The organism is Streptomyces sp. NPDC020983 (genome assembly GCF_044333485.1).
Taxonomy (GTDB): domain Bacteria; phylum Actinomycetota; class Actinomycetes; order Streptomycetales; family Streptomycetaceae; genus Actinacidiphila.
On sequence record NZ_JBIRRA010000013.1, the window covers coordinates 191,250 to 211,132 of the forward strand.

Consider the following 19,883-nt stretch of genomic DNA (forward strand, 5'->3'; position numbering starts at 1 on the left):
GCATCACGGTGCCGCCGACGGGTCCAGCGGGACCGCCCGGGGAGCTTCGAGCCGGGCGCTTACCCAGGTGAAGGCGTCGGGGAACATCCGGCTCCAGGTGTTCCAGTTGTGCCCGCCGCTGCTCAGCCGGAGGGTGCTCACCCGCGTCGGCGGAGCGGCGGCCGCGGTGACGGCGTCCGCGAAGCGCGGCGGGCTCTCCGGGTCCTGCCTGCTGGACGCGACCAGCAGTTGCGCCCTGGGGTGCACGGTCCTGGCCAGCCACACCGGCGAGCGCACCCCCTGCGACGGGTCGTCGGGCGCCAGCGCGGCGCCGGCGGCGAAGACGTCGGGGTGTTCCAGGACGAGCCGGGCGGCGCAGTAGCCGCCGGTGGACACGCCCATGACCGCCCAGCCGCGCGGCGCGGGCAGCGTGCGGAAGTTGCGGGAGACCGTCTTGACCACGTCGTCGGTCAGCCATGTCGCCACCCGGCTCCTGCCCGCGACGTCGGCGCAGCCGGTGTCGACACGGTCGGGGGTGATCGTGGGCAGCACCAGGATCGCCGGTTCTGCGCGCCCCGCGGCTATCTGCGCCTGCATGACCTGGCCCAGCCGCATGCCGCGCAGGAAGCTGTGCGGGGTGCCCGGTATGCCGTGCAGCACCTCGATCACCGGGAAGCGGGTGTGCGCGAACTCCTTCCTGCCGTACTGCGGCGGCAGCCACACGATCACGTCGCCCTCGGTGCCGCTCGCCCAGCCGCGGACGGTGGCCCGCCGGAAGCCCTGCGCATAGGCGGTGAACGTCACGGCGTAGTCGGGCACCTCGGGCGCCGGCGACGCACCGGGGCCCGCGGCGGGCCTGCCGCCGCCGGAGTTGGCGCGGCCCAGCAGGTCGTCCCACGAGGCGTAGAAGCCGTACTGGTTGTTGACCGTCACCATCACCACGAGGATCGCGGTGAGCTGGCACAGCGCGATCAGTCCCACCCGGGCGCCGAGCCGGACCGGGCGCGGCCCGCGCACCCTCGGCCACAGCACCAGCGCCCCCGCCACCGCCGCCACCGCGGCGGCGACGAGCAGCACGGCGAACCACCCGCTGGTCAGTCCCATGGCGCGGCTGCCCCCTCCCCCTGGCCCGTGGCGGACACCTGTCCACCTTGCCGGGGGGAAGGACCGGCACGCACCCGGGTTCGGTTGAGTGCCGAACGGGTGATCTACCTCAAGCCGTGAGCCACTGGGTGAGCCGGCGTTCCGCCTCGCGGATCGCGGCGGTGTCGACGTGCTCGTCGCGGGTGTGCGCGAGGGTCGGGTCGCCGGGCCCGTAGTTGACCGCCGGGATGCCGAGCGCGGCGAACCGCGCCACGTCCGTCCAGGCCTCCTTGGCCGCCGGGGGCGTGCCGATGGCCGCCACGAAGGCCGCCGCCGCCGGGTGCGACAGGCCCGGCAGCGCGCCCGGCGCGGTGTCGGTGAGCACCACGTCGAAGCCCTCGAAGACGGCGCGCACCCGTTCCAGCGCCTCCGCTTCGCTCTGGTCCGGCGAGAAGCGGTAGTTGACGGTGACGGCACAGGTGTCGGGAATCACATTGCCCGCGTGGCCGCCCTCGATCATGACGGCGTTCAGCCCCTCCGGGTAGACCAGCCCGTCGATCTCCACCCGGCGCGGCTCGTAGGCGGCGAGCCGGGCGAGGATCGGGGCGGCCTTGTGGATCGCGTTCTCCCCCAGCCAGCTGCGCGCCGAGTGCGCCCGGCGGCCGGTGGTCTCCACCCGCACCCGCAAGGTGCCCTGGCAGCCGCCGTCCACCCGCCCGGCGGTCGGCTCCATCAGCACGGCGAAGTCGCCCGCGAGCCACTCCGGGTGCCGTTCCACCAGCCGCTTCAGCCCGTTGAACTCGGCGGCGATCTCCTCGGCGTCGTAGAACACGAACGTCAGGTCGCGGTTCGGCGCGGTGAGCTGCGCCGCGAGCCTGAGCTGGACCGCGACGCCCGCCTTCATGTCGGAGGTGCCGCACCCCCACAGCACGCCGTCGGCGTCCAGGCGGGAGGGGAGGTTGTCCGCGACGGGCACGGTGTCGAGGTGCCCGGCCAGCACGACGCGCTCGGCCCTGCCGAGGTTCGTCCGGGCGACCACGGCGTCGCCGTCCCGGTCGACGGTCAGGTGCGGGTACGCCCGCAGGGCGCTCTCCACGAGGTCGGCGAGCGGTTTCTCCTCGCGGCTCACGGAGGGTACGTCCACGAGCGCGGCGGTCAGCGCGGCGACGTCCGCCGCGAGGTCAAGTCCCATGCGCCGACCCTAACGGGGCCGGCCCTGCCCCCACGGGCTGCCCCGTCCCGCCGCCGCGGGGCCCTCCCTCCCGTCGTGGCCGGTCACGCGGTCCCCCGCACCGCCGGGAACACCCTCCGCCGCCCGCGGGACCGGCCCCGCCCGCGCCCTGCGCACGCCGTGCGGGGGACGCCCCGGGGCGTCCCGCGCCCTGCGCACGCCGTGCGGGGGACGCCCCGGGGCGCGCGCGGCCACCCGCCGGCGGAGGGCCGCGGCGCCCGCCGCACGGGGGGCGCCCGGGGCCTGAGGGGCCACGGCGGCGGGGCGGCACGCGGGGACCGGAGGGGACCCGGCGGAGCCGGTAGGCTCCGCCGCGTGAGCACGTCAGAAACCCGCCCGGGCCGCCGAACGCGCCGCCGCGTCCTGAGCACCCTCGCCGTGCTGCTGGTGCTGGCGGCAGCCGCGTACGTGGTCCTCCACGGACGCGGCAAACACCCGGCAGCAGCAGGCTGCACGGTCCTGGTGGACGACAGCACCCTCGTGCTGTCGCAGGCGCAGGCGGCGAACGCCGCGACGATCGCCGCGGTCGCGGCGGCCCGCAGGCTGCCGGAGCGGGCGGTGGCCGTGGCCCTCGCGACGGCCATGCAGGAGTCCCGGCTGGACAACCTGGACCACGGCGACCGGGACTCGCTGGGCCTGTTCCAGCAGCGCCCGTCGCAGGGCTGGGGCACGGCCGCGCAGATCCTCGACCCGGTGTACTCCTCGACGGCCTTCTACAAGAGCCTGGTCAAGATCCACGGTTACCAGGACCTCCCGCTGACCGTAGCGGCGCAGAAGGTGCAGCGCAGCGGCTACCCGGAGGCGTACGCCCAGCACGAGGAGGACGCGACGCTGCTCGCGGCGGCGCTGGTGGGCGGCAAGGGCGGCGCGCTGAGCTGCACGACGGGCGCGGACCGCGAGGACAGCGCGGGCGGCGCGCCGGGCAGCACGGCGGCGGTGACGGCGAAGCTGACGCGCGAGTTCGGCGCCCAGGTGCGGCCCGCTGCGGCGGGGACCCCCGCGGTGTCGGTGACCGTCCCCACGGGAGCGGCGGCCGGCGCCGTGGCGCGCGGGTGGCAGCTGGCGCAGTGGTCGGTGGCGCACGCGCCGGACCTGCGGGTGGCCGAGGTGTGGTTCGACGGCATGCGGTGGCGGGCGGCGCATTCGGAGGAGGGCTGGCGGAAGGCCTCCGTGGAGGACGCGGAGAAGGCCGGGAGCACGGACAGCCGCCTGGTGCGGATCACCGTCGCGCAGTAGTACGGGCCGTCACCCCGGCGGGCCCTTCCGCGGATACGCGCCGACGCGGCCGGAGGGGGCCGCGCGCACCACGGGGAAGCCCGGCGAAAACCCGCGCTCGGGACGTTTCTTCGGGGCGGGGACCGGTCATACCAATGGGCCGTCCGAGGGAGCCGGGCACGCACCTATTATCCGACGCATTACGCATTCTTTACCCACGAAAGCCGCAACCTCGCGGGCCCGCACGCCGATAGGCACGGCGTCGTTTCCGACCCACCGTCGGACCCCACCCGCAAGGAGCACCATGTCCCTCCCCCTGACGCGCCGGATCGCCCAGGCCGCACTGCTGCTCGGCGCCGCCGCCGCACCCCTGGTCGGTGCGGGCGCCGCGCACGCCGCCGCCCCCCAGCAGGCCGGGATGGGCGGCCTGACCGCCGTGGACGGCACGGAGCTGGGCTCGACGGTCGACCACGCCTCGCAGTCCGCCACCGGCCTGGCCGCCCACGGCGGAGGCCAGGCCGTGCAGACCGCCCTCCCGGGGGCCGCCCGCCTCGTCGGCACCGCGGGCACGACCGCGGCCCCGGTCGCCCACCAGGGCGCCGCGCAGGCCACCGACGCGGCGGGCCGGGTCGTCGGCGCGACCGCCGAGTCGCTGCCGGTCGCGGGCGCCCTCCCGGACGCCGGCACCCTGCCCGCCGACGAACTCCCGCTCAGGGCCCTCCCGCTGGGCTAGGACGCGCCGAGGGGCCCGGGAGCACACGCTCCCGGGCCCCTCGTGCGTTGCGGCGTGTCAGCCCGCGAGCCGCGCGACGGCGGCGGCCACGCGCTCGTCGGTGGCCGTCAGGGCGACGCGGACGAACTCCGCGCCCGCGGGGCCGTAGAACTCACCGGGGGCCACGAGGATCCCGTGCTCGGCCAGACCGGCGACCGTGTCCCAGCAGTTCTCCCCGCGGGTCGCCCACAGGTAGAGGCTGGCCTCGCTGTGCTCGATGCGGAAGCCCGCGGACTCCAGGGCGGCGCGCAGCGCGGTACGGCGGCGGGCGTAGCGCTCCTTCTGCTCGGCGGCGTGCGCGCGGTCGCCGAGCGCGGCGATCATCGCGGCCTGCACGGGCTGGGGCACGATCATCCCGGCGTGCTTGCGCACGGCGAGCAGCTCGGCGACCACGGCCGCGTCACCGGCCAGGAAGGCCCCGCGGTAGCCCGCGAAGTTGGAGCGCTTGGACAGCGAGTGGACGGCGACCAGCCCGTCGTGGCTGTCCCCGCACACATCCGGGTGCAGCACCGAGACCGGCGGTTCACCCTCCCAGCCCAGCTCGATGTAGCACTCGTCGGACACCACGAGCACCCCGTGCCCGCGCGCCCAGTCGACGACGCGGCGCAGCTCGGCGGCGCCCAGCACCCGCCCGGTGGGGTTGGAGGGGCTGTTGAGCCACAGCAGCCGCAGCCCGGCCGGGTCCAGGTCGGTCACCGGGTCGTCGTAGGTGACGGCCGCGGCCCGCGCCAGCAGCGCGCCGATCTCGTACGTCGGGTAGGCCAGCTGCGGGTAGGCGACGGTGTCGCCCTCGCGCAGGTCGAGCAGCGTCGGGAGCCAGCCGACGAGTTCCTTGGAGCCGATGAGCGGCAGCACGGCCCGCGGGTCGGCGCCCGTGACGCCGTGCCGGTCGCGCAGGTAGTCCGCGGCGGCGGCGCGCAGTTCGGCGGTGCCGTAGGTGAGCGGGTAGCCGGGGCTGTCGGCGGCGGCAATCAGCGCCTGCCGGATGACGTCGGGCACCGGGTCGACCGGGGTGCCCACCGACAGGTCGACGGCGCCGTCGGGGTGCGCGGCCGCGGCCGCCTTGTACGGCTCCAGCCGGTCCCAGGGGAAGACCGGCAGGCGGGCGGAAATACTCACGTGCTGCTCACAACTCTCTCGGCCGGTCTGTACGCCGCGGCCCCGTACGGCACAAGGGCGTACGGGGCCGCGGTGGAACACGCCGACGGGCGGCGGCTCGGCGGCGCGTCAGGCGCCGCCGGTGCTACTGGTTCTGCGGCGGGAGCGCAGCGACGAACGGGTGGTCGCGCTCGATGAGGCCGAGCTTCGACGCGCCGCCGGGCGAGCCCAGCTCGTCGAAGAACTCCACGTTCGCCTTGTAGTAGTCCTTCCACTCCTCAGGAGTGTCGTCCTCGTAGAAGATCGCCTCCACGGGGCAGACCGGCTCGCACGCGCCGCAGTCCACACACTCGTCCGGGTGGATGTACAAGGAGCGGGAGCCCTCGTAGATGCAGTCGACCGGGCACTCTTCGATGCACGCCTTGTCCTTGACGTCGACACAAGGCTGCGCGATGACGTAGGTCACGCTTTCGTTCCTCCTCGGTAGGGCTGTCTCGCGCGGGAGCGCGGCGTCGTCGATGCCCGCACCTAGTATCTCCGTTCCGGAGCACGAACCGAACAGGAGGGGCACGCATGCCAGCGGATTTCTCGGCCGGAGCGCGACTCGCAGTCCGGATCACCCCCGCTGACGTGGGAAAACGTGTTTCGGTGCGGCAGTTGACGGAGATCGTCGACGGGCATCCTACGTTCACCGATACGGTCGGTGTTCTCGCATCCTGGAATGAGGGGGTGGTGAACATCACGCGCAGGGACGGCATGACGGTGCCGATCGCCGAATCGGCGCTCGTCGCGGGCAAGGTCGTACCGCCCGCGCCCCCGCGCCGCGCCGCCGGGGTGCCCGCCGTGAGCGACGGCGACCTCGAAGCCGTCGCCTCCCGGGCCTGGCCCGCCACCGAGACCGCCGCGCTCGGCGGCTGGACGCTGCGGGCCGCGGGCGGCTTCACCCGGCGCGCCAACTCCGCCCTCGCGAACGGCGATCCGGGCATGCCGCTGGACGACGCCCTCGCCGCGGTCGTGCGCTGGTACGGCGAACGGGGCACGACCCCGTACGTCCAGCTGCCCGACTCCTCGCCCTTCGCCGCCGGACTCGACGCCCGCGGCTGGGTGCGCGAGGCCGACACCCTCGTCAGGACCGCACCCCTCGCGCCCCTCACCCGGCTGCCGCGCACCGCCGCCGAGGTCGCCCTGTCCCGCACCCCTGACGCCGGCTGGCTCGCGGCCTACCACCGCACCGGCGACCTCGCCGAAGCCGCCCTCCGGGTCGTCTCCGGTGGGCCGTCCGTGTGGTTCGCGAGCACCCCGGGCGCGATCGGGCGCGCCGTCGTCGACGGCCGCTGGGTTCTCTTCGGGGCGGTCGAGGTCATACCGGAACGGCGCCGCCAGGGCCTCGCCACCGCCGTCATGGGCGCCCTCGCCCGGCGCGCCGCCGAGGAGGGCGCCACCGCCGCCTACCTCCAGGTCGAGGCCGACAACGACGCCGCCCGCCGCCTCTACGACGGGCTCGGCTTCACCGACCACCACGGCTACCACTACCGGCGGCCCGCCGCATGACCCCGGACCAGCCCCGGACCGAGCCCCCCGCCGACCGCTTCGCCGCCGCGGCCAGGGACGAACGGCCCGACCTCGCCGACCTGTGCCTGCTCATCGGCGCCCGCGCCGACCCCGCCCTCGACGGCACCGCCGCCGACCTCGCCCAGATCGAACTCGACCGGCTCGCCGGCCTGCTCCCCGCCGGGACGCACACCCCCCACGGCTGGGCCCAGGCCCTGCACCGCGTCCTCGGCCGCGGCCACGGCTTCCACGGCACCCCCGCCGACTACCGGCGGCTGGAGTCCTCCCTCCTCCAGGAGGTGCTGCGCCGCCGCCGCGGCCTGCCGATCCTCCTGTCGGTCGTCTGGATCGAGGTCGCCCGCCGCGCCGGCGCGCCCGTCTACGGGATCGCCCTCCCCGGCCACTTCGTCGTCGGCATCGGCGACCCCGACGGCGAGCACGTCGTCGTCAACCCCTTCGACTTCGGCCGCCCCCTCGCCGCGGACGCCCTCGCCGGCGGCGGCACCGACGCGTACGGCCCCGCCGACCCGCTGGACATCGTCCAGCGCATCCTCGGCAACATCCGCGTATGGGCTGCGCCCCGCCCCGAACGCCGCACCGTCCAGCTCTGGGCCCTCGACCTCACCCTCCTCCTCCCCCGCCACCCCGCCAAGCTCCGCTACGAGCGGGCCAAGCTCCTCGTGACCATGGGGGACTTCCTCGGCGGTGCCGCCGAACTCGACGCCTACGCCGAGGTCATCGGCGCCTTCGACCCCGAAACGGCGGAGTCCCTCCACCACCAGGCCCGCGCCGCCCGCGCCCACCTCAACTGACCACCCGTCCGCGACGGACGGCGGCTTCCCCCCGCACCCCGGAGTGGCACCCGAGTGCGCGATGCCCCGCCGGACAACCCCCGGCGGCGCGAGGAAAGGGGCGAGCAACCCCCACCGGCGGAACGGCGAACGGCCACCCCAAGCGACGCCCCCTCAGAGGAGCGCGGACCCCCACGGGCCGCGGGCCGCGTCACAACCACCCCTTCTCGCGGGCGATCCGCACCGCCTCGGCCCGATTCCTCGCCCCCGTCTTCTGGATCGCCGTCGAGAGATAGTTCCGCACCGTCCCCTCCGACAGCCCCAGCCGCCGCGCGACGTCCGTGTTGACCGCGCCGTCCGCCGCCGCGGACAGGACGTCGCGCTCCCGCGGCGTCAGCGGATCCGCGCCCTCCGCGAGGGCCGCCGCGGCGAGCGCGGGGTCGATGACCCGCTCCCCCCGCAGCACCCGCCGGACGGCGTCGGCCAGTTCCGAGGCGGGGGCGTCCTTGACGAGGAAGGCGTCCGCGCCGGATTCCATCGCACGCCGCAGGTAGCCGGGGCGGCCGAAGGTCGTGACGATCACGACCTTCACCCCCGGGCACTCCGCACGGAGCTGCGCGGCCGCCTCGATGCCGGTCATGCCGGGCATCTCGATGTCGAGCAGGGCGACGTCCGGCGCCGCCGCCCTCGCCGCGGCGAGCACCTGGTCCCCGCGGGCCGCCTGGGCGACGACCTCGATGTCGTCCTCCAGCCCCAGGAGCGTCGCCAGCGCCTCCCGGACCATGGACTGGTCGTCGGCGAGGAGCACCCGTACGGGCCGCGCGTCGGTCATGGCGGCCAGCCTAGTGAGCTGCGCCGGCGGCAGGACGCGGCGCCCCTCGCCGCCGGGGGCCGGCTCAGCCGGTGATCTTCATGAGGCTGACGTGGTCGCCGTCGACCGTGAAGGCGAAGTCGGAGGGCCCGTTGTAGCCGTTGCCGCCGACCTGGGCGCTGACGGTGGTGGTGGCGCCGTCCGTACGGCAGGCGGTGACGTCGAGGCGGACCTGCTTGCCGATGAACTCGGCGTCGCTCCAGGCGCGGATCGCGTCGTGGCCGCGGAATTCGCGGCCCCAGTCGTCGACGGCGCCGTCCTCGGCGAAGGCGGCCAGGAAGTCTTCGACGGCACCGGCGTTGGCGGCCTCCAGGGCGGCGGCGACGGGGACGGGGAGGGGTGCGTGGGTCATGTCCTGCCAACGAACGGCGGGCCCGGTCCGCTTCCCGCCGATCAGGTGGGCCCGCGGCCGCAAGCGTGCCGCCCGCCCCGGCCGGCCTCCCCGGCCCGCCCCGCCCGCCCGGTGGGCCCCGCTCATGCCGTTCCCCCGGGGGCTCCCGCCACCGTCGCCCAGATGCACTTGCCGCCCTCGGTGTAGCGCGTCCCCCACCGCCGGGCGGTGACGGCGACGAGTTGCAGCCCGCGGCCGAACTCGTCGTCGAGCAGGGGGTGCCGCACCCGCGGGGTGGCCTGCGAGCCGTCGTAGACCTCGCAGGTGATCTCGTCGCCCTTGCCCTCGTCGCCGGGGAGGCGCAGCAGCCGCAGCCGCAGGTGGCCGGCCGCGTGGTCGGCGACGTCCGCCCCGATGCCGACGGCGTGCCGTACGGCGTTGCCGATGAGCTCGCTCACCACGAGCAGGGCGGTGTCGGTGAGGTCGCCGAGCCCCCACGCGGCGATCCGCTCGGATGCCAGCGCGCGGCCGCGCCCGGCGGTCTCGGGCGCGAACGGCAGGTCCCAGACGGCGATCCGCTCGGCGGGGACGCGGCCGAGCGCGAGGGTCATGAGCGCCGCGTCGTCCTCGCGGTGCGGAGCGGCGGGCAGGTGGACACCGATGGTGTCGCACAGCGTGTCGAGCCACGCGTCGCGGCGCTCCTCGCGCCGCGGCAGCGGGGCCGCGGCGGCGTAGCGGGTGACGAGGCCGGTGAGCGGCCGGACGTCGCGCGTGTCGCCGTCCAGCAGCCCGTCGCTGTAGAGGACCAGGACGCTGCCCTCGGGCAGCGGGGTGTGGCTGACGGGCGCGGGCACCGAGGCCTGGCCGAGCGGCTGGCCGCAGGGCAGCTCCATCTCGTGGGCCTCGCCGCCGGGGGTGAGCAGGACGGGGGGCGGGTGGCCCGCGGAGGCGAAGCGGCAGGCGCCGGTGGTGGCGTCGTAGAGCACGAGCATGCAGGTGGCGGTGAGCGGGCCGAGGCGGGCGGCGGCGTCGTTGAGGTGCGCCATGACCTCGTCGACGGGCAGGTCGAGGGAGGCGACGGTGAGGGCGGCGTGCCGGATGATGCCCATGGCGATGGCCTGTTCGAGGCCGTGCCCGCGGACGTCGCCGATGACGGCGAGGCTGCGGGCGCCGGGCAGCGCGATCGTGTCGTACCAGTCGCCGCCGACCTCCTCGCCCTCCGCGGGCCGGTAGCGGGCCCGGGCGCGCACCCCGGTGGTGGGCGGCAGGCCGCCGGGCAGCAGCTCCTGCTGGAGGCGCTCGGCGCGGTGCCGGGCGTTCTCGTACATCCGGGCCTTGGCGAGGGACTGGCCGATGATGACGGCGATCGTGCCGAGCAGGGAGCGCTCGTGCTCGGAGAAGTCGTGCGGGGCGGGCCAGCTGATGACGCACGAGCCGACCCGGCGGTCGCTGACGATGAGGGGCAGCGCCGCCCAGGCGTGCTTGCCGCCGTGCCGGGCGAGGGGGACGATGCCGGGCAGCGCGGCCTCCAGCTCGTCGCGGGTGGCGTAGAAGCGGGGCCCGTCGCTGCCGACGGCGTCGGCGAACCGCTGCGGCATCCCGGGCGCCTCCAGTTCGGCGCGGTAGTCGGCGGTGTAGCCCGCCACGGCCACCAGCTGCGGTCCCCCTCCGGTCAGATCGTGCACGATGAGGCCCTCGGCGGCGACCATCGGCAGGACGTGCGCGGTGATCGCGTCGATCACCTCCCGGGTGTCGAGCGCCCGGATCAGCGCCCCGTTCAGGTCGATCATCCGGCGGGTGCGCTCGGCGCGGGCCGTCTCCGCCGCCTTGCGCTCGGTGATGTCGGCCATCTGGGTGGCGACGAAGCCGCCGACGTCGACCGCCCGCACCAGCCACGAGACCGGCGCGCCGCCCGGATCCTCGTACGTCAGCTCGGTGGAGACGGCCTTGCCGGGGGCGGCGCGGGCCGCGGCCAGCAGCGGGACGCCCTGCTCGGCGGCCTCGGGCACGGTCTCCCAGGGGATCCGCCCGAGGACCTCGGCGCCCCCGCCCCGGCCCAGGGCGCGGGCGGCCCGGTTGGCCCATTCGACCCGGTCCTCGGCGTCCAGCACGTGGATGGGGTCGGGGTGCCGCTCGAAGAGCCCCGCGAGCCAGGTGAGCTTGCTGCGCCGGTCCGTCACGTTCCAGGCCGTGCCGGACAGCCGGACCGCTCGGCCCTCCTCGTCGTGCTCGAACACCGCCCGCAGCTCCACCCAGCTGACCGCGCCTTCCGCATCGACGATCCGGTACTCGACGGCGTACGGCTGGCCGCCGGCCAGCGCTGTCGTGACGGACTCCTCCACGCTCGGCCGGTCGTCGGGGTGGACGCGGGACATCCACGTCTCGATCCGGTGGTTCCAGGTGGCCGGGTCCAGCCCGGCCGCGGGGAGCAGCGTCTCGGCCGTCTCGTCGATGTCCAGCACCCCGGTGCGCAGGTCCCAGCTCCAGGTGCCGGCGCTGATCTGCTGCATGACCTGTCCGCGGACCCCGGTGGGCTCCTGCCACCAGTGCGAGCCGCCGTACGGCCGGCGGGTGTGCGGCAGCCGCTCGCCGACCGTGCGGGCGAGCCGGGCCAGGAAGGCCTCGGCGGCGGCGTCCGGCGGCTCGCCGGTCAGGACGGCGAGGGCCCCCACCGGGATGCCGCCGACCACGACGGGCGCGGCGACCACGCCGCCGGGCGGATCGGCGGCGGGCGGCTCGGCCGCCCGTAGCTCACCGGCAGGCGGCTCGGCGGCCCGCGGCCGCCCGTCCGTGCGGGTGCGGCCGTCCGGGCCGCGCGGTCCTCCGGACGCGGACCCGGCGGCCGGTGCCGTGCCGCCCACGGGTGGGCGCCCGGCCGACCAGCACACCGTGCCGCGGGTCACGGCGCGCGCGGGCGCGGTGGCCGTGTCCGGGGACAGGTCCTCCCAGCGGCGGGCGACCGCGCCGGGCAGCCCGCTGACGGCGACGAGCCGCAGCAGCCCCTCGGCCGCGGAGAGATGGGCGAGGCCGCCGTAGCCGCCGAGCGCGCCCACGGCCTGCTGGAGGGCCAGCCGCAGCAGATCGGCCTCGCCGCTGCCGTCGAATTCCTCCACCAGCCGGATCCGCACGAGCTCGCGGGTGCCGGGCGCCGGGTGCCCGTCCCCGCCGCGGGAGGACGCCTCGGCCGGCGCCCCGCCACCGCCCGGAGCGGGCTCGGCGGGGCCGGAGCGCCCGGCGGGCCGGCCCCCCGGGGTCCCGCCCCCCGGGCCTGCGTCCGGTGCCGCAGCCATCAGCGCATCACCAGCCTCGTGTCCGCCGTACTTCCTGGCCCGTCCTGCCTGATCTGCCCAGCTTCACCCGCTTTCGTTCGCCGTGGCACCATTCTTACGCCGTTCGCCGCACCCGGCCGCCCGGCGTCCCCGCGTCACCCTCCCGCGGGAGCCCCGGCCCGGCGGCGGGCGAGCAGGTAGGCCTGCGGCACCGGCTCGTCCCCGGCGGGGGCGCGGACCACCGTGGCCGTGACGTCGAAGCCGGCCGCCTCCAGCGCGGCGGCGGTGCCCTCGGGGGACATCCGGTGGAAGTCCAGCGCCACGTCGTGGCCGAAAGCCTGCTCGTGCCGCTTGACGCCCTCCCCCGCCTGGAAGCCCAGCAGCAGGTGTCCGCCCGGGGCGAGGGCGCGGTGGAACTCGGCGAGCGCCTCCGGGACGTGGGCGGGGGGCAGGTGGATGAGCGAGTACCAGGCCAGGAGGCCCGTGAGCCCGCCGTCCGGCACGTCGAGCCGGGTCAGCGACCCGACGTCGAAGCGCAGCCCGGGGTGGACGCGCCGGGCCATCGCGACCATCACCGGCGAGAGGTCCACCCCGCGGATGTCCAGCCCGAGGCCGTGCACGTAGGCGGTCACCCGGCCCGGTCCCGAACCGGCCTCCAGGACGGCCCCGCCGCCGTCCGCCCGCACCTGCTCGGCGAAGACGCCGAGTATCGCGCGCTCCATCGGCAGCGCCGCGGCCCCGTCGCCGAACCGGGCGTCGTAGTCGGCGGCGACGGTGTCGTAGAAGGTGCGCGCGGCGGCCTCGTAGGCCTCGCGCACCTCGTCGGAGGTCTCGTGGATCCCGGGTGTCCGGGCGGTACCGGTCATGTCCCAGGACGGTAGCGGCGGGGTCTGACACCCCGTCCGGCCGCGCCAAGCCGGCGGCCCCGCGCGGCGGCAGGCGCGGGGCCGCACGGGGGCGACCATGATCGCCGGGGCCTCGCGGACCTATGATGTGCCCGGGCGAGCCGCTGCCGTCCGGCGCTCGCCCCGCCGGAACGACGAGGCATGGGAAGGTACGCCGACGATGAAGACCCCCGACGTCATGGCCCCGGGCAGCGCCGAGGCACCCGCCACGCTCCGTGCCGGCTGGTTCCCGTCCGCCTGACCCGCACCGCGCAGGGGGCCCGACCGGGCCCGCGACGCCGGCCCCGCGGCTCCCCGAGCCGCGGGGCCGGCCCGTGCCGTACGCGGGGAACGCGCCGCCCGCCCCTGCCCCCGGATCCGTACGCCCGGCCCGCCCCCGTACGGCGCCGTATGACATCTGTCATGCGGAAGACACGACCCACGGCACTGCCGCGCCGCCCGGTCCGCGCGCGAGCCTGGGCGTATGAGAACGACGGCGACCACGACGGACGGCACGGCGGCGCAGGCCCGGGAGGCAGGGCGGCCCGCCGTGGAGTTCGTGTCGGTGGACAAGAGCTACGGGGCCGTGCGCGCCGTGGCGGACGTGAGCCTGGAGCTGTACCCCGGTGAGACGGTGGCGCTGCTCGGGCCGAACGGCGCGGGCAAGTCCACCGCGCTCGACCTGCTGCTCGGGCTGAAGAACGCCGACGGCGGCCAGGTGCGGGTCTTCGGGACGACGCCGGCGCAGGCCATCGGGGCCGGCCGGGTCGGGGCCATGCTCCAGAGCGGCGGGCTCATGGAGGAGGTGACCGTCCGGGAGCTGGTGGGCCTCGCCTGCGACCTGCACCCGAAGGCGTATCCGGTGGACCGGGTGCTGGCCGCGGCGGGCGTCACGGACATCGCGTCCCGCATGGTCAACAAGCTGTCCGGCGGCCAGGAGCAGCGGGTGCGCTTCGCGATGGCCACCGCGGGGGCGAACGACCTGATCGTGCTGGACGAGCCGACCGTCGGCATGGACGTCGGCGCCCGGCAGGCCTTCTGGGCGACCATGCGCGGGCAGGTCGAGCAGGGCCGCACGGTGCTCTTCGCGACGCACTACCTGGAGGAGGCCGACGCGATCGCCGACCGCGTCCTGGTCCTGCACCAGGGGCGGCTGATCGCGGACGGCACGGCGGCCGAGATCAAGGCACGGGCCGGCGCCCGCCGGGTGACCTTCGACCTCGACGGGGCGGTCGACGAGGCCGCGCTGCGCGCCCTGCCGCATCTGGTGGGGCTCGACATCACCGGCCCGACCGTCCGCATCCGCTCCGACGACGCGGACGCGACGGTGCACGCGGTCTACGGCCTCGGCCTCTACCCGCGCAATCTGGAGGTCTCCGGGCTGGGTCTGGAGCAGGCCTTCCTGGCCATCACCGACGCGGCGGACGCCGCGCGCAACGACGCCGGCGCGCTGCCCGCCGGGGAGGGGGACGCCCGATGAAGACCCTGGTCAAGCTGGAAATCCTGCGCACACTGCGCAACCGCAAGTTCATGTTCTTCTCGGTGCTCTACCCCGGCTTCCTCTTCCTGATCATCACGGCGGGGGCGGACACGCACAAGAAACTGGACGGCTCCGACCTGACCGTGGTCGCGTACTACATGGTCGCGATGGCGGCGTTCGGCGCGATGACCGCGGTGCTGATGGGCAACGCCGAGCGCATCGCACGCGAGCGCGAGAAGGGCTGGGTGCGGCAGCTGCGGCTCACCGCGCTGCCCGGCCGCGGCTACGTCACCGCGAAGATCGCCTCGGCGGCGACCGTCAGCCTGCCGGCGATCCTGGTCGTACTGGTGCTGGGCGCGGCCGTGAAGGGCGTGTCGCTGGACGCGTGGCAGTGGGTGGCGCTCCTGGCCGGCGTGTGGGCGGGCAGCATGGTCTTCGCGGCGCTGGGCGTCGCCATCGGCTACGTCGCCACGACGGACGTGGCCCGGCCGGTCTCGATGCTGTGCTACTTCGCGCTCGCGATGCTGGGCGGCCTGTGGGTGCCCTTCACGACCTTCCCGCACTGGCTGCGCACCGTCGCCGGCTACCTTCCGGGCCGGGCGTACGCGGCGCTGGGCCAGTCCATCGAGTTCGGCGACGCCCCGCACGCCAAGGACGTCACGGTCCTGGTCGTCTACCTGCTGCTCTTCTCGGGCACGGCGGCCTGGCTGTACCGCAAGGACACCCGGAAGGCATGACGGCGCCATGACGCTCGGTACACCGCCGTCCGCGGCCGGGATCCGGGCCGCGGCGGCCTGCGCCGTCCTGCTGGGGAGCGCGCTGGCGGGCCTGCGGCTGGCCCGTACGGGGCGCGAACTGCGAGAGGCCCGGCGGGCGGTGGCCCGCGCCCGCGTCCTGCACGACGGGCTCGGCCACGCGCTGGCCCTCATCGCGATCAAGAGCGAGCTGGCGGGCCGGGTGCTCGCGGCCTCCCCGGCCCGCGCCGCGCAGGAGGTCGGCGACATACGCCGGGTGAGCCGGCAGGCCCTCGCGGAAGTCCGCGAGGGCCTGCCGGGCGGGGCGCCCTGAGGCGCCGGGGGCGTGCTACCGGGCGACGTTCGGGAAGGTCACCGTGCGCCCGGCGGAGTCCTTCGCGTTGAGCGCCTGGATGAGGGCGGTCGCAACGTCCTGCGGGGTGACGGCGGTCCTGGAGCCGTCGCCCCGCTCCAGCTTCACGTTCTGGAAGGCCTTGCCGTACAGCTCCTTGAGCTTGGCGAGGTCGATGTGCGGGGCGAGCCTGCCGTCCGCGTCGGCCGTCATGGTCAGGAACTGCGGCAGCGTGTTGTCGAACGAGATGGAGTGCACGGCGTCCGCCCGCACCGTCACCCGGCCGGACATCGCCGTCTTGCCGAAGCCGTTGACGGCCCTGTCCAGTTCGGCCTGGGTGACCTTCGGCGCCACGGTGGTGGCCTCCAGCGCCACGACCGGGTCGGCGGCGGTCTCCACGCGGGTGCGGTAGGCCGCCTCGACCTTCTGCACCGCGGAGTCCACGTCGAAGGTGTGTCCGGCCTTGCCGGGGACCGCGACGGCCTTGTGGTCCTCGAAGCGCACCATGCCCTCGGTGCCGCCCTCGCCCTTGCCGGCGAGCGCCTGGAGCGCGGCCTTGAGCTTGTCCTCGTCCATCACGAAGACGGGGTCGGCGGTGCGGCTGCCGCCGAAGAGCGAGCCGATCACCGAGACCGGGTTGTAGTCGGCGTGCGCGACGGCCCGCACGGTCGCGTCCGTGTCGACGGACAGGCCCGCCACGGACGGCTTGAGGGTCGTCCTGGTGCCGCCGATGCTGAGCTGGAGGGGCGCGGTGGGGCGGTTGCCGAGCGCGTCGTCGAGCATCTTGACCGCGGTCGCGCGGTTCTGGTTGCCGATGTCGACCCCGAAGGCGGTGGTTCCCTTGGGCACGTCGGCGTGGTTCATGACCAGGCCCGCGCCGTACGCGAGGACGACCAGGGCGGCGACGCCCGCGCCCAGCAGCACGGGCTTGGAGCGGCCCTTCTTCACCGGCCGGGCCGCGGCGGGCGCGGGCGCGGCCGGTCTCGCGGCCGCCTCCGGCCCGCTTTCGGACCCGGGTCTGCGCGGCGGCGCCTGCCGGGGCCCGCCGGGCGGCACCGCGGGGATGCCGCTCACGAGCGTGTCGCCGGACACCCGGCCGGTGCCGCCGGGCGGCGTGGGCGCGGGGTCGGGCGTGAGCGGCGGCACGTTCATCGTCCCGCTCGCCGGACCCGCGGTGGGTTCGTACGACGGGCCGGGCGCCCCGCCGAAGGCCGGCACGGTGTAGCTGGGACTCGCCGGGTCGGCGCCCGTCGGCCGCGGCACCCCTGGCGGGAAGTCGTCGGTCCCGAACGGCTGCGAACCGGTGTCGTAGGAGGAGGAGTGCGACCCCGTGCCGTACGGGGACTGCGGCCCCGTGTCGTACGGGGAGTGGGACCCGGTGTCGTACGGGGAGTGCGACCCGGTGTCGTACGGGGACTGCGGGTCGCCCACGACCGGAGTCGCACCCGTGTCGTACGGGGAGGACCCGTCACCCGGCAGCCGCGTGGAACCGGTGTCGTACGGGGAGGACCCCTCACCCGGCAGCCGCGTGGAACCGGTGTCGTACGGCGAGGACCCGTCGCCCGGCAGCCGCGTCGACCCCGTGTCGTACGGCGAACGGCCTTCGTCCACCGCGGGCATCGCCGCGGTGTCGTAGGGCGAGCCGGACGCGAAGGGCGCGGCCCCCCCGGACACGGGCGGGCGCGGCGCGGAACCGGTGTCGAAGGGCGAGCCGAAGGGCGGGGCCGGCTCGGCGAAGGGGGCGGGGAAGCCCGCCGCGGGGGTGTCGTGCGGCCCGCGGGCCGCCTCGCCCTCGCCGGGCGCGCCGCCCACCGGCGGCGGCAGGTAGGGCACGCCACCGGCGTAGGGGGGGTTCGCGGCGGGCGGCGCCGCGGGCTCGTCCGCGGCCGGTGCCTCGGGCGCGGCGACGGGCTTGCGCGGCGAGAACCAGTCGCTGGTGGCCTTCTCGGGCTCCGGCTCGGGGCGGCCCTCCGGCTCGGCCTCGGGCGTCTCGGCGGCAGGCGCCGCGGCAGCGGCGGCCGCCTCGTCGACCGGCTGGCGGACGACGACCGGCGGGATCGGCCGCGAGCCGGGGATGTTGATGCGGATCCGGGTCGTCAGCGTCGTCTCGGTCCTGGGCTCGTCCGGGAGGGGCGGCTCCTCGGCGCCCTGCTCCTGCCCGGCACCGGATGCACCCGTGCCGGCGGAGCCGTCGTCAGCGTCCGCGGACCGGGGCCGCTCCTGCGGGTGCAGGGAGGGGAAGGGGCGGCTGCCGTAGGGCTGCGTCCCGGACGGGTACGCGGCGCCGCCGCGGCCCTGGGCCCCGGAGGACGAACTGTCTGTTTCACGAGTCAAAGCAGGCTCTCCCGGTGTGCTTCGCCGCCCGACATGGTTCCCCGCTTGCGGCTCGCCGGCGGGCCCCACCATACCGACCGGCCGCCAGCGGCGGCCCTGGTCGGGCGGAACGCTCGGGGCCAGCCAACCACGGCCTCGCCCCTGCCCGCCAAGTCAGGCCTTATTCGCCCCAGATGGCAGCAGTTGCGGCAAAGTGGCGCAGATCACGGCGGCCACGGCGCCGCCCAGCAGATAGAGGTACGAGCCGGCGCCGGCCGCGAAGAGGAAGTCGCCCTCGGGCCTGGTGGTGCTCAGCAGGATCACCGAGATCAGCCAGATACCCGCGGGCACCGCGACCCCGACGCGGCTGCCGGTGGCCTTCAGGCCTCCGTAGAAGAGCGCCGCGCAGCCCGCCAGGCTCAGCAGCAGCCCGCCGGGGAAGAGGCCCGCCTGGACGAGGGCCCCGGCGAGCGCGACGAGGGCGCCCAGCACGGCGAGGCCGAGGTAGCCGAGCAGCCGGCCCAGGGAGAGGGGGGTGGTCACGCGGCACCTCCGCCGAGGCCGTCGTCGTCGGAGCCTGCGCCCGGACCGGAGGCGGCAGGGGACCGCCGGGCGAAGAGGTCGGTCACCGGGGCGCCCGGCCCGGCCCCGGGGAGCGCGTCGCCGCGCACCTGGCGGTAGTACTCGGTGCTGAAGAAGGGCTGGCCCAGGTCGTTGGAGAGCGCGAAGAAGGGGCCGTCCACGGCGATCTGGGTGGCGTGCGCGCGCATCGCCGCGGCCTTGCGGTCCGCGTACGCGCTGCCGTCGATGACGACGCTGACCGACTCGTCGTCGACCACGCCCGGGACGTCGCCGGGGGTCGCGACACCGCCGAAGGGGAAGTCCTCGCCGACCGCCGCGAGCCGTTCGAAGCCCTCCTCGACGGCCGAGCGCGGGGTGCAGATCTCGAAGACCCTGTCCACCCGGTGGCCCTGCTCCGCGGCCAGTTCGTAGCCGCGCATCGCGACCCGGTGGGCCTGGATGTGGTCGGGGTGGCCGTAGCCGCCGTTGTCGTCGTAGGTGACGAGGGCCTGCGGGCGTACGTCCATGATGACCTCGGCCAGGTGGCCGGCGGCCTCGTCGAGGTCGGCCTGCCAGAAGCAGCCGGGCACCTCGTTCTGGGCGACGCCCATCATGCCGGAGTCGCGGTAGCGGCCGGGACCGCCGAGGAAGCGGTGGTCGGTGACGCCCAGTTCGGCCATCGCGGCCGCCAGCTCGCCGACGCGGTACTCGCCGAGGGTGTCGTCCCGGTCGGCCGCCAGGTGGGCGAGCTCGGGCGGAATGACCTCGCCCTCCTCACCCAGGGTGCATGTGACCAGGGTGACGAGGGCCCCTTCGGCCGCGTACTTCGCCATGGTGGCGCCGTTGTTGATCGTCTCGTCGTCCGGGTGGGCGTGGACGAGCAGCAACCGGCGCGCGTGACGCGCGGACGGGGTGGTTCGGTCGGTCATGGCGGAAGCCTACGACCCCCGCCCGGGGCCCTCAGAACTTGATGTCCGAGATCATCCCCGCGACGTTGTTGGTGAGATCGTTGATCTGCGGAGCCCAGGACGAGCTCGCCAGGTAGAAGCCCAGCAGTGTGCACGCCACGGCGTGGCCCCACTTCAACCCGGACCGTCGGATCAGCAGGACCACGATGATCAGCAGCAGCAGCACCGCCGAAATCGAGAGTGCCACAGCGGCTCACCTCCAGGTACGACGCAGGGGTCATGTCAGTTGCCACATGCTTATTACCCACCCATGGCAACGGATCATAACTTTCCGTGCGACCGCATAGGTCGGAGCACGGAAGCACTAGGGGGCGCATGACCAGATCCAGCCACCGCGCCGCCGCGTCCCCCGGCCGGCCCCGCCCGTAGCGCCGCAGGTCGGGTGGTGTACGGCGGTGTC

General features: G+C 75.6%; 19 protein-coding genes. 7 read left to right on the plus strand and 12 right to left on the minus strand.

Translation table 11 applies throughout. The features are described 5' to 3' along the window. Window positions 1-3: 3 nt before the first annotated feature. Both ACH4SE_RS27425 and dapE read right to left on the minus strand, forming a co-directional pair. Entirely contained in the window at window positions 4-1,083 is a 1,080-nt protein-coding gene (locus tag ACH4SE_RS27425) for an alpha/beta hydrolase (protein WP_398546150.1), read from the minus strand. A gap of 109 nt (window positions 1,084-1,192) precedes the next feature. Then, window positions 1,193-2,254 carry a succinyl-diaminopimelate desuccinylase gene (gene dapE, locus ACH4SE_RS27430; protein WP_398546151.1) on the minus strand — a complete coding sequence of 354 codons (1,062 nt, stop codon included), beginning with the start codon at window positions 2,252-2,254 and terminating at the stop codon, window positions 1,193-1,195. A gap of 354 nt (window positions 2,255-2,608) precedes the next feature. Between dapE and ACH4SE_RS27435 the strand changes: the two genes are divergently transcribed. Further along, on the plus strand, window positions 2,609-3,529 hold the full coding sequence (locus tag ACH4SE_RS27435; protein WP_398546152.1) for a hypothetical protein: 921 nt from the start codon (window positions 2,609-2,611) through the stop codon (window positions 3,527-3,529). Between the two features lie 283 nt (window positions 3,530-3,812). Then, complete coding sequence (locus tag ACH4SE_RS27440) at window positions 3,813-4,241, plus strand: ATP-binding protein (protein ID WP_398546153.1); 429 nt, start codon at window positions 3,813-3,815, stop codon at window positions 4,239-4,241. Window positions 4,242-4,298: 57 nt separating this feature from the next. Here ACH4SE_RS27440 and dapC read toward each other — a convergent pair whose 3' ends face one another. After that, on the minus strand, window positions 4,299-5,399 hold the full coding sequence (dapC, locus tag ACH4SE_RS27445; protein ID WP_398546154.1) for a succinyldiaminopimelate transaminase: 1,101 nt from the start codon (window positions 5,397-5,399) through the stop codon (window positions 4,299-4,301). Between the two features lie 124 nt (window positions 5,400-5,523). Further along, complete coding sequence (gene fdxA, locus ACH4SE_RS27450; protein WP_019058397.1) at window positions 5,524-5,844, minus strand: ferredoxin; 321 nt, start codon at window positions 5,842-5,844, stop codon at window positions 5,524-5,526. Between the two features lie 266 nt (window positions 5,845-6,110). On the opposite strand from fdxA, the gene ACH4SE_RS27455 reads away from it, so the two are divergent. Further along, window positions 6,111-6,929 carry a GNAT family N-acetyltransferase gene (locus ACH4SE_RS27455; protein WP_398546155.1) on the plus strand — a complete coding sequence of 273 codons (819 nt, stop codon included), beginning with the start codon at window positions 6,111-6,113 and terminating at the stop codon, window positions 6,927-6,929. Further along, a complete protein-coding gene (locus tag ACH4SE_RS27460; RefSeq protein WP_398546156.1) occupies window positions 6,926-7,741 on the plus strand; it encodes a transglutaminase family protein in 816 nt (271 codons plus the stop codon). The genes ACH4SE_RS27455 and ACH4SE_RS27460 overlap by 4 nt, the downstream gene beginning before the upstream one ends. A 190-nt stretch (window positions 7,742-7,931) precedes the next feature. Here ACH4SE_RS27460 and ACH4SE_RS27465 read toward each other — a convergent pair whose 3' ends face one another. The 4 genes from ACH4SE_RS27465 to ACH4SE_RS27480 all read right to left on the minus strand — a co-directional run bounded on the left by ACH4SE_RS27465 (window position 7,932) and on the right by ACH4SE_RS27480 (window position 13,057). Beyond that, a complete protein-coding gene (locus ACH4SE_RS27465; protein WP_398546157.1) occupies window positions 7,932-8,552 on the minus strand; it encodes a response regulator in 621 nt (206 codons plus the stop codon). Window positions 8,553-8,616: 64 nt separating this feature from the next. After that, window positions 8,617-8,943 (minus strand): nuclear transport factor 2 family protein, encoded by a 327-nt coding sequence (locus tag ACH4SE_RS27470; RefSeq protein WP_398546158.1) that lies wholly within the window; start codon window positions 8,941-8,943, stop codon window positions 8,617-8,619. 122 nt (window positions 8,944-9,065) lie between these two features. After that, entirely contained in the window at window positions 9,066-12,212 is a 3,147-nt protein-coding gene (locus ACH4SE_RS27475) for a SpoIIE family protein phosphatase (RefSeq protein WP_398546159.1), read from the minus strand. A 134-nt stretch (window positions 12,213-12,346) separates the two neighbouring features. Beyond that, window positions 12,347-13,057: a class I SAM-dependent DNA methyltransferase gene (locus tag ACH4SE_RS27480; protein WP_398546160.1), complete on the minus strand. Its 711-nt coding sequence runs from the start codon at window positions 13,055-13,057 to the stop codon at window positions 12,347-12,349. Window positions 13,058-13,559: 502 nt separating this feature from the next. Here ACH4SE_RS27480 and ACH4SE_RS27485 point away from each other — a divergent pair. Genes ACH4SE_RS27485 through ACH4SE_RS27495 form a run of 3 tightly spaced genes read left to right on the plus strand, consistent with a single transcriptional unit; the run spans window position 13,560 to window position 15,623 of the window. Then, entirely contained in the window at window positions 13,560-14,555 is a 996-nt protein-coding gene (locus ACH4SE_RS27485) for an ABC transporter ATP-binding protein (RefSeq protein ID WP_398546161.1), read from the plus strand. Then, window positions 14,552-15,292: an ABC transporter permease gene (locus ACH4SE_RS27490; RefSeq protein ID WP_398546162.1), complete on the plus strand. Its 741-nt coding sequence runs from the start codon at window positions 14,552-14,554 to the stop codon at window positions 15,290-15,292. Before ACH4SE_RS27485 ends, ACH4SE_RS27490 begins: the two co-directional genes overlap by 4 nt. 7 nt (window positions 15,293-15,299) lie before the next feature. Then, entirely contained in the window at window positions 15,300-15,623 is a 324-nt protein-coding gene (locus ACH4SE_RS27495) for a histidine kinase dimerization/phosphoacceptor domain-containing protein (RefSeq protein WP_398546163.1), read from the plus strand. A 15-nt stretch (window positions 15,624-15,638) separates the two neighbouring features. On the opposite strand, the gene ACH4SE_RS27500 is transcribed toward ACH4SE_RS27495, so the two are convergent. The 4 genes from ACH4SE_RS27500 to ACH4SE_RS27515 all read right to left on the minus strand — a co-directional run bounded on the left by ACH4SE_RS27500 (window position 15,639) and on the right by ACH4SE_RS27515 (window position 19,670). Then, window positions 15,639-17,975, minus strand: a complete 2,337-nt coding sequence (locus tag ACH4SE_RS27500) for a hypothetical protein (RefSeq protein WP_398546164.1) — start codon at window positions 17,973-17,975, stop codon at window positions 15,639-15,641. A gap of 153 nt (window positions 17,976-18,128) precedes the next feature. Next, a complete protein-coding gene (locus ACH4SE_RS27505; protein WP_398546165.1) occupies window positions 18,129-18,497 on the minus strand; it encodes a DUF6113 family protein in 369 nt (122 codons plus the stop codon). Continuing rightward, window positions 18,494-19,444 (minus strand): N-acetyl-1-D-myo-inositol-2-amino-2-deoxy-alpha-D-glucopyranoside deacetylase, encoded by a 951-nt coding sequence (gene mshB, locus ACH4SE_RS27510; RefSeq protein WP_398546166.1) that lies wholly within the window; start codon window positions 19,442-19,444, stop codon window positions 18,494-18,496. The genes ACH4SE_RS27505 and mshB overlap by 4 nt, the downstream gene beginning before the upstream one ends. Before the next feature lie 31 nt (window positions 19,445-19,475). Then, window positions 19,476-19,670, minus strand: a complete 195-nt coding sequence (locus ACH4SE_RS27515; protein WP_031521375.1) for a hypothetical protein — start codon at window positions 19,668-19,670, stop codon at window positions 19,476-19,478. Window positions 19,671-19,883: the final 213 nt, after the last annotated feature.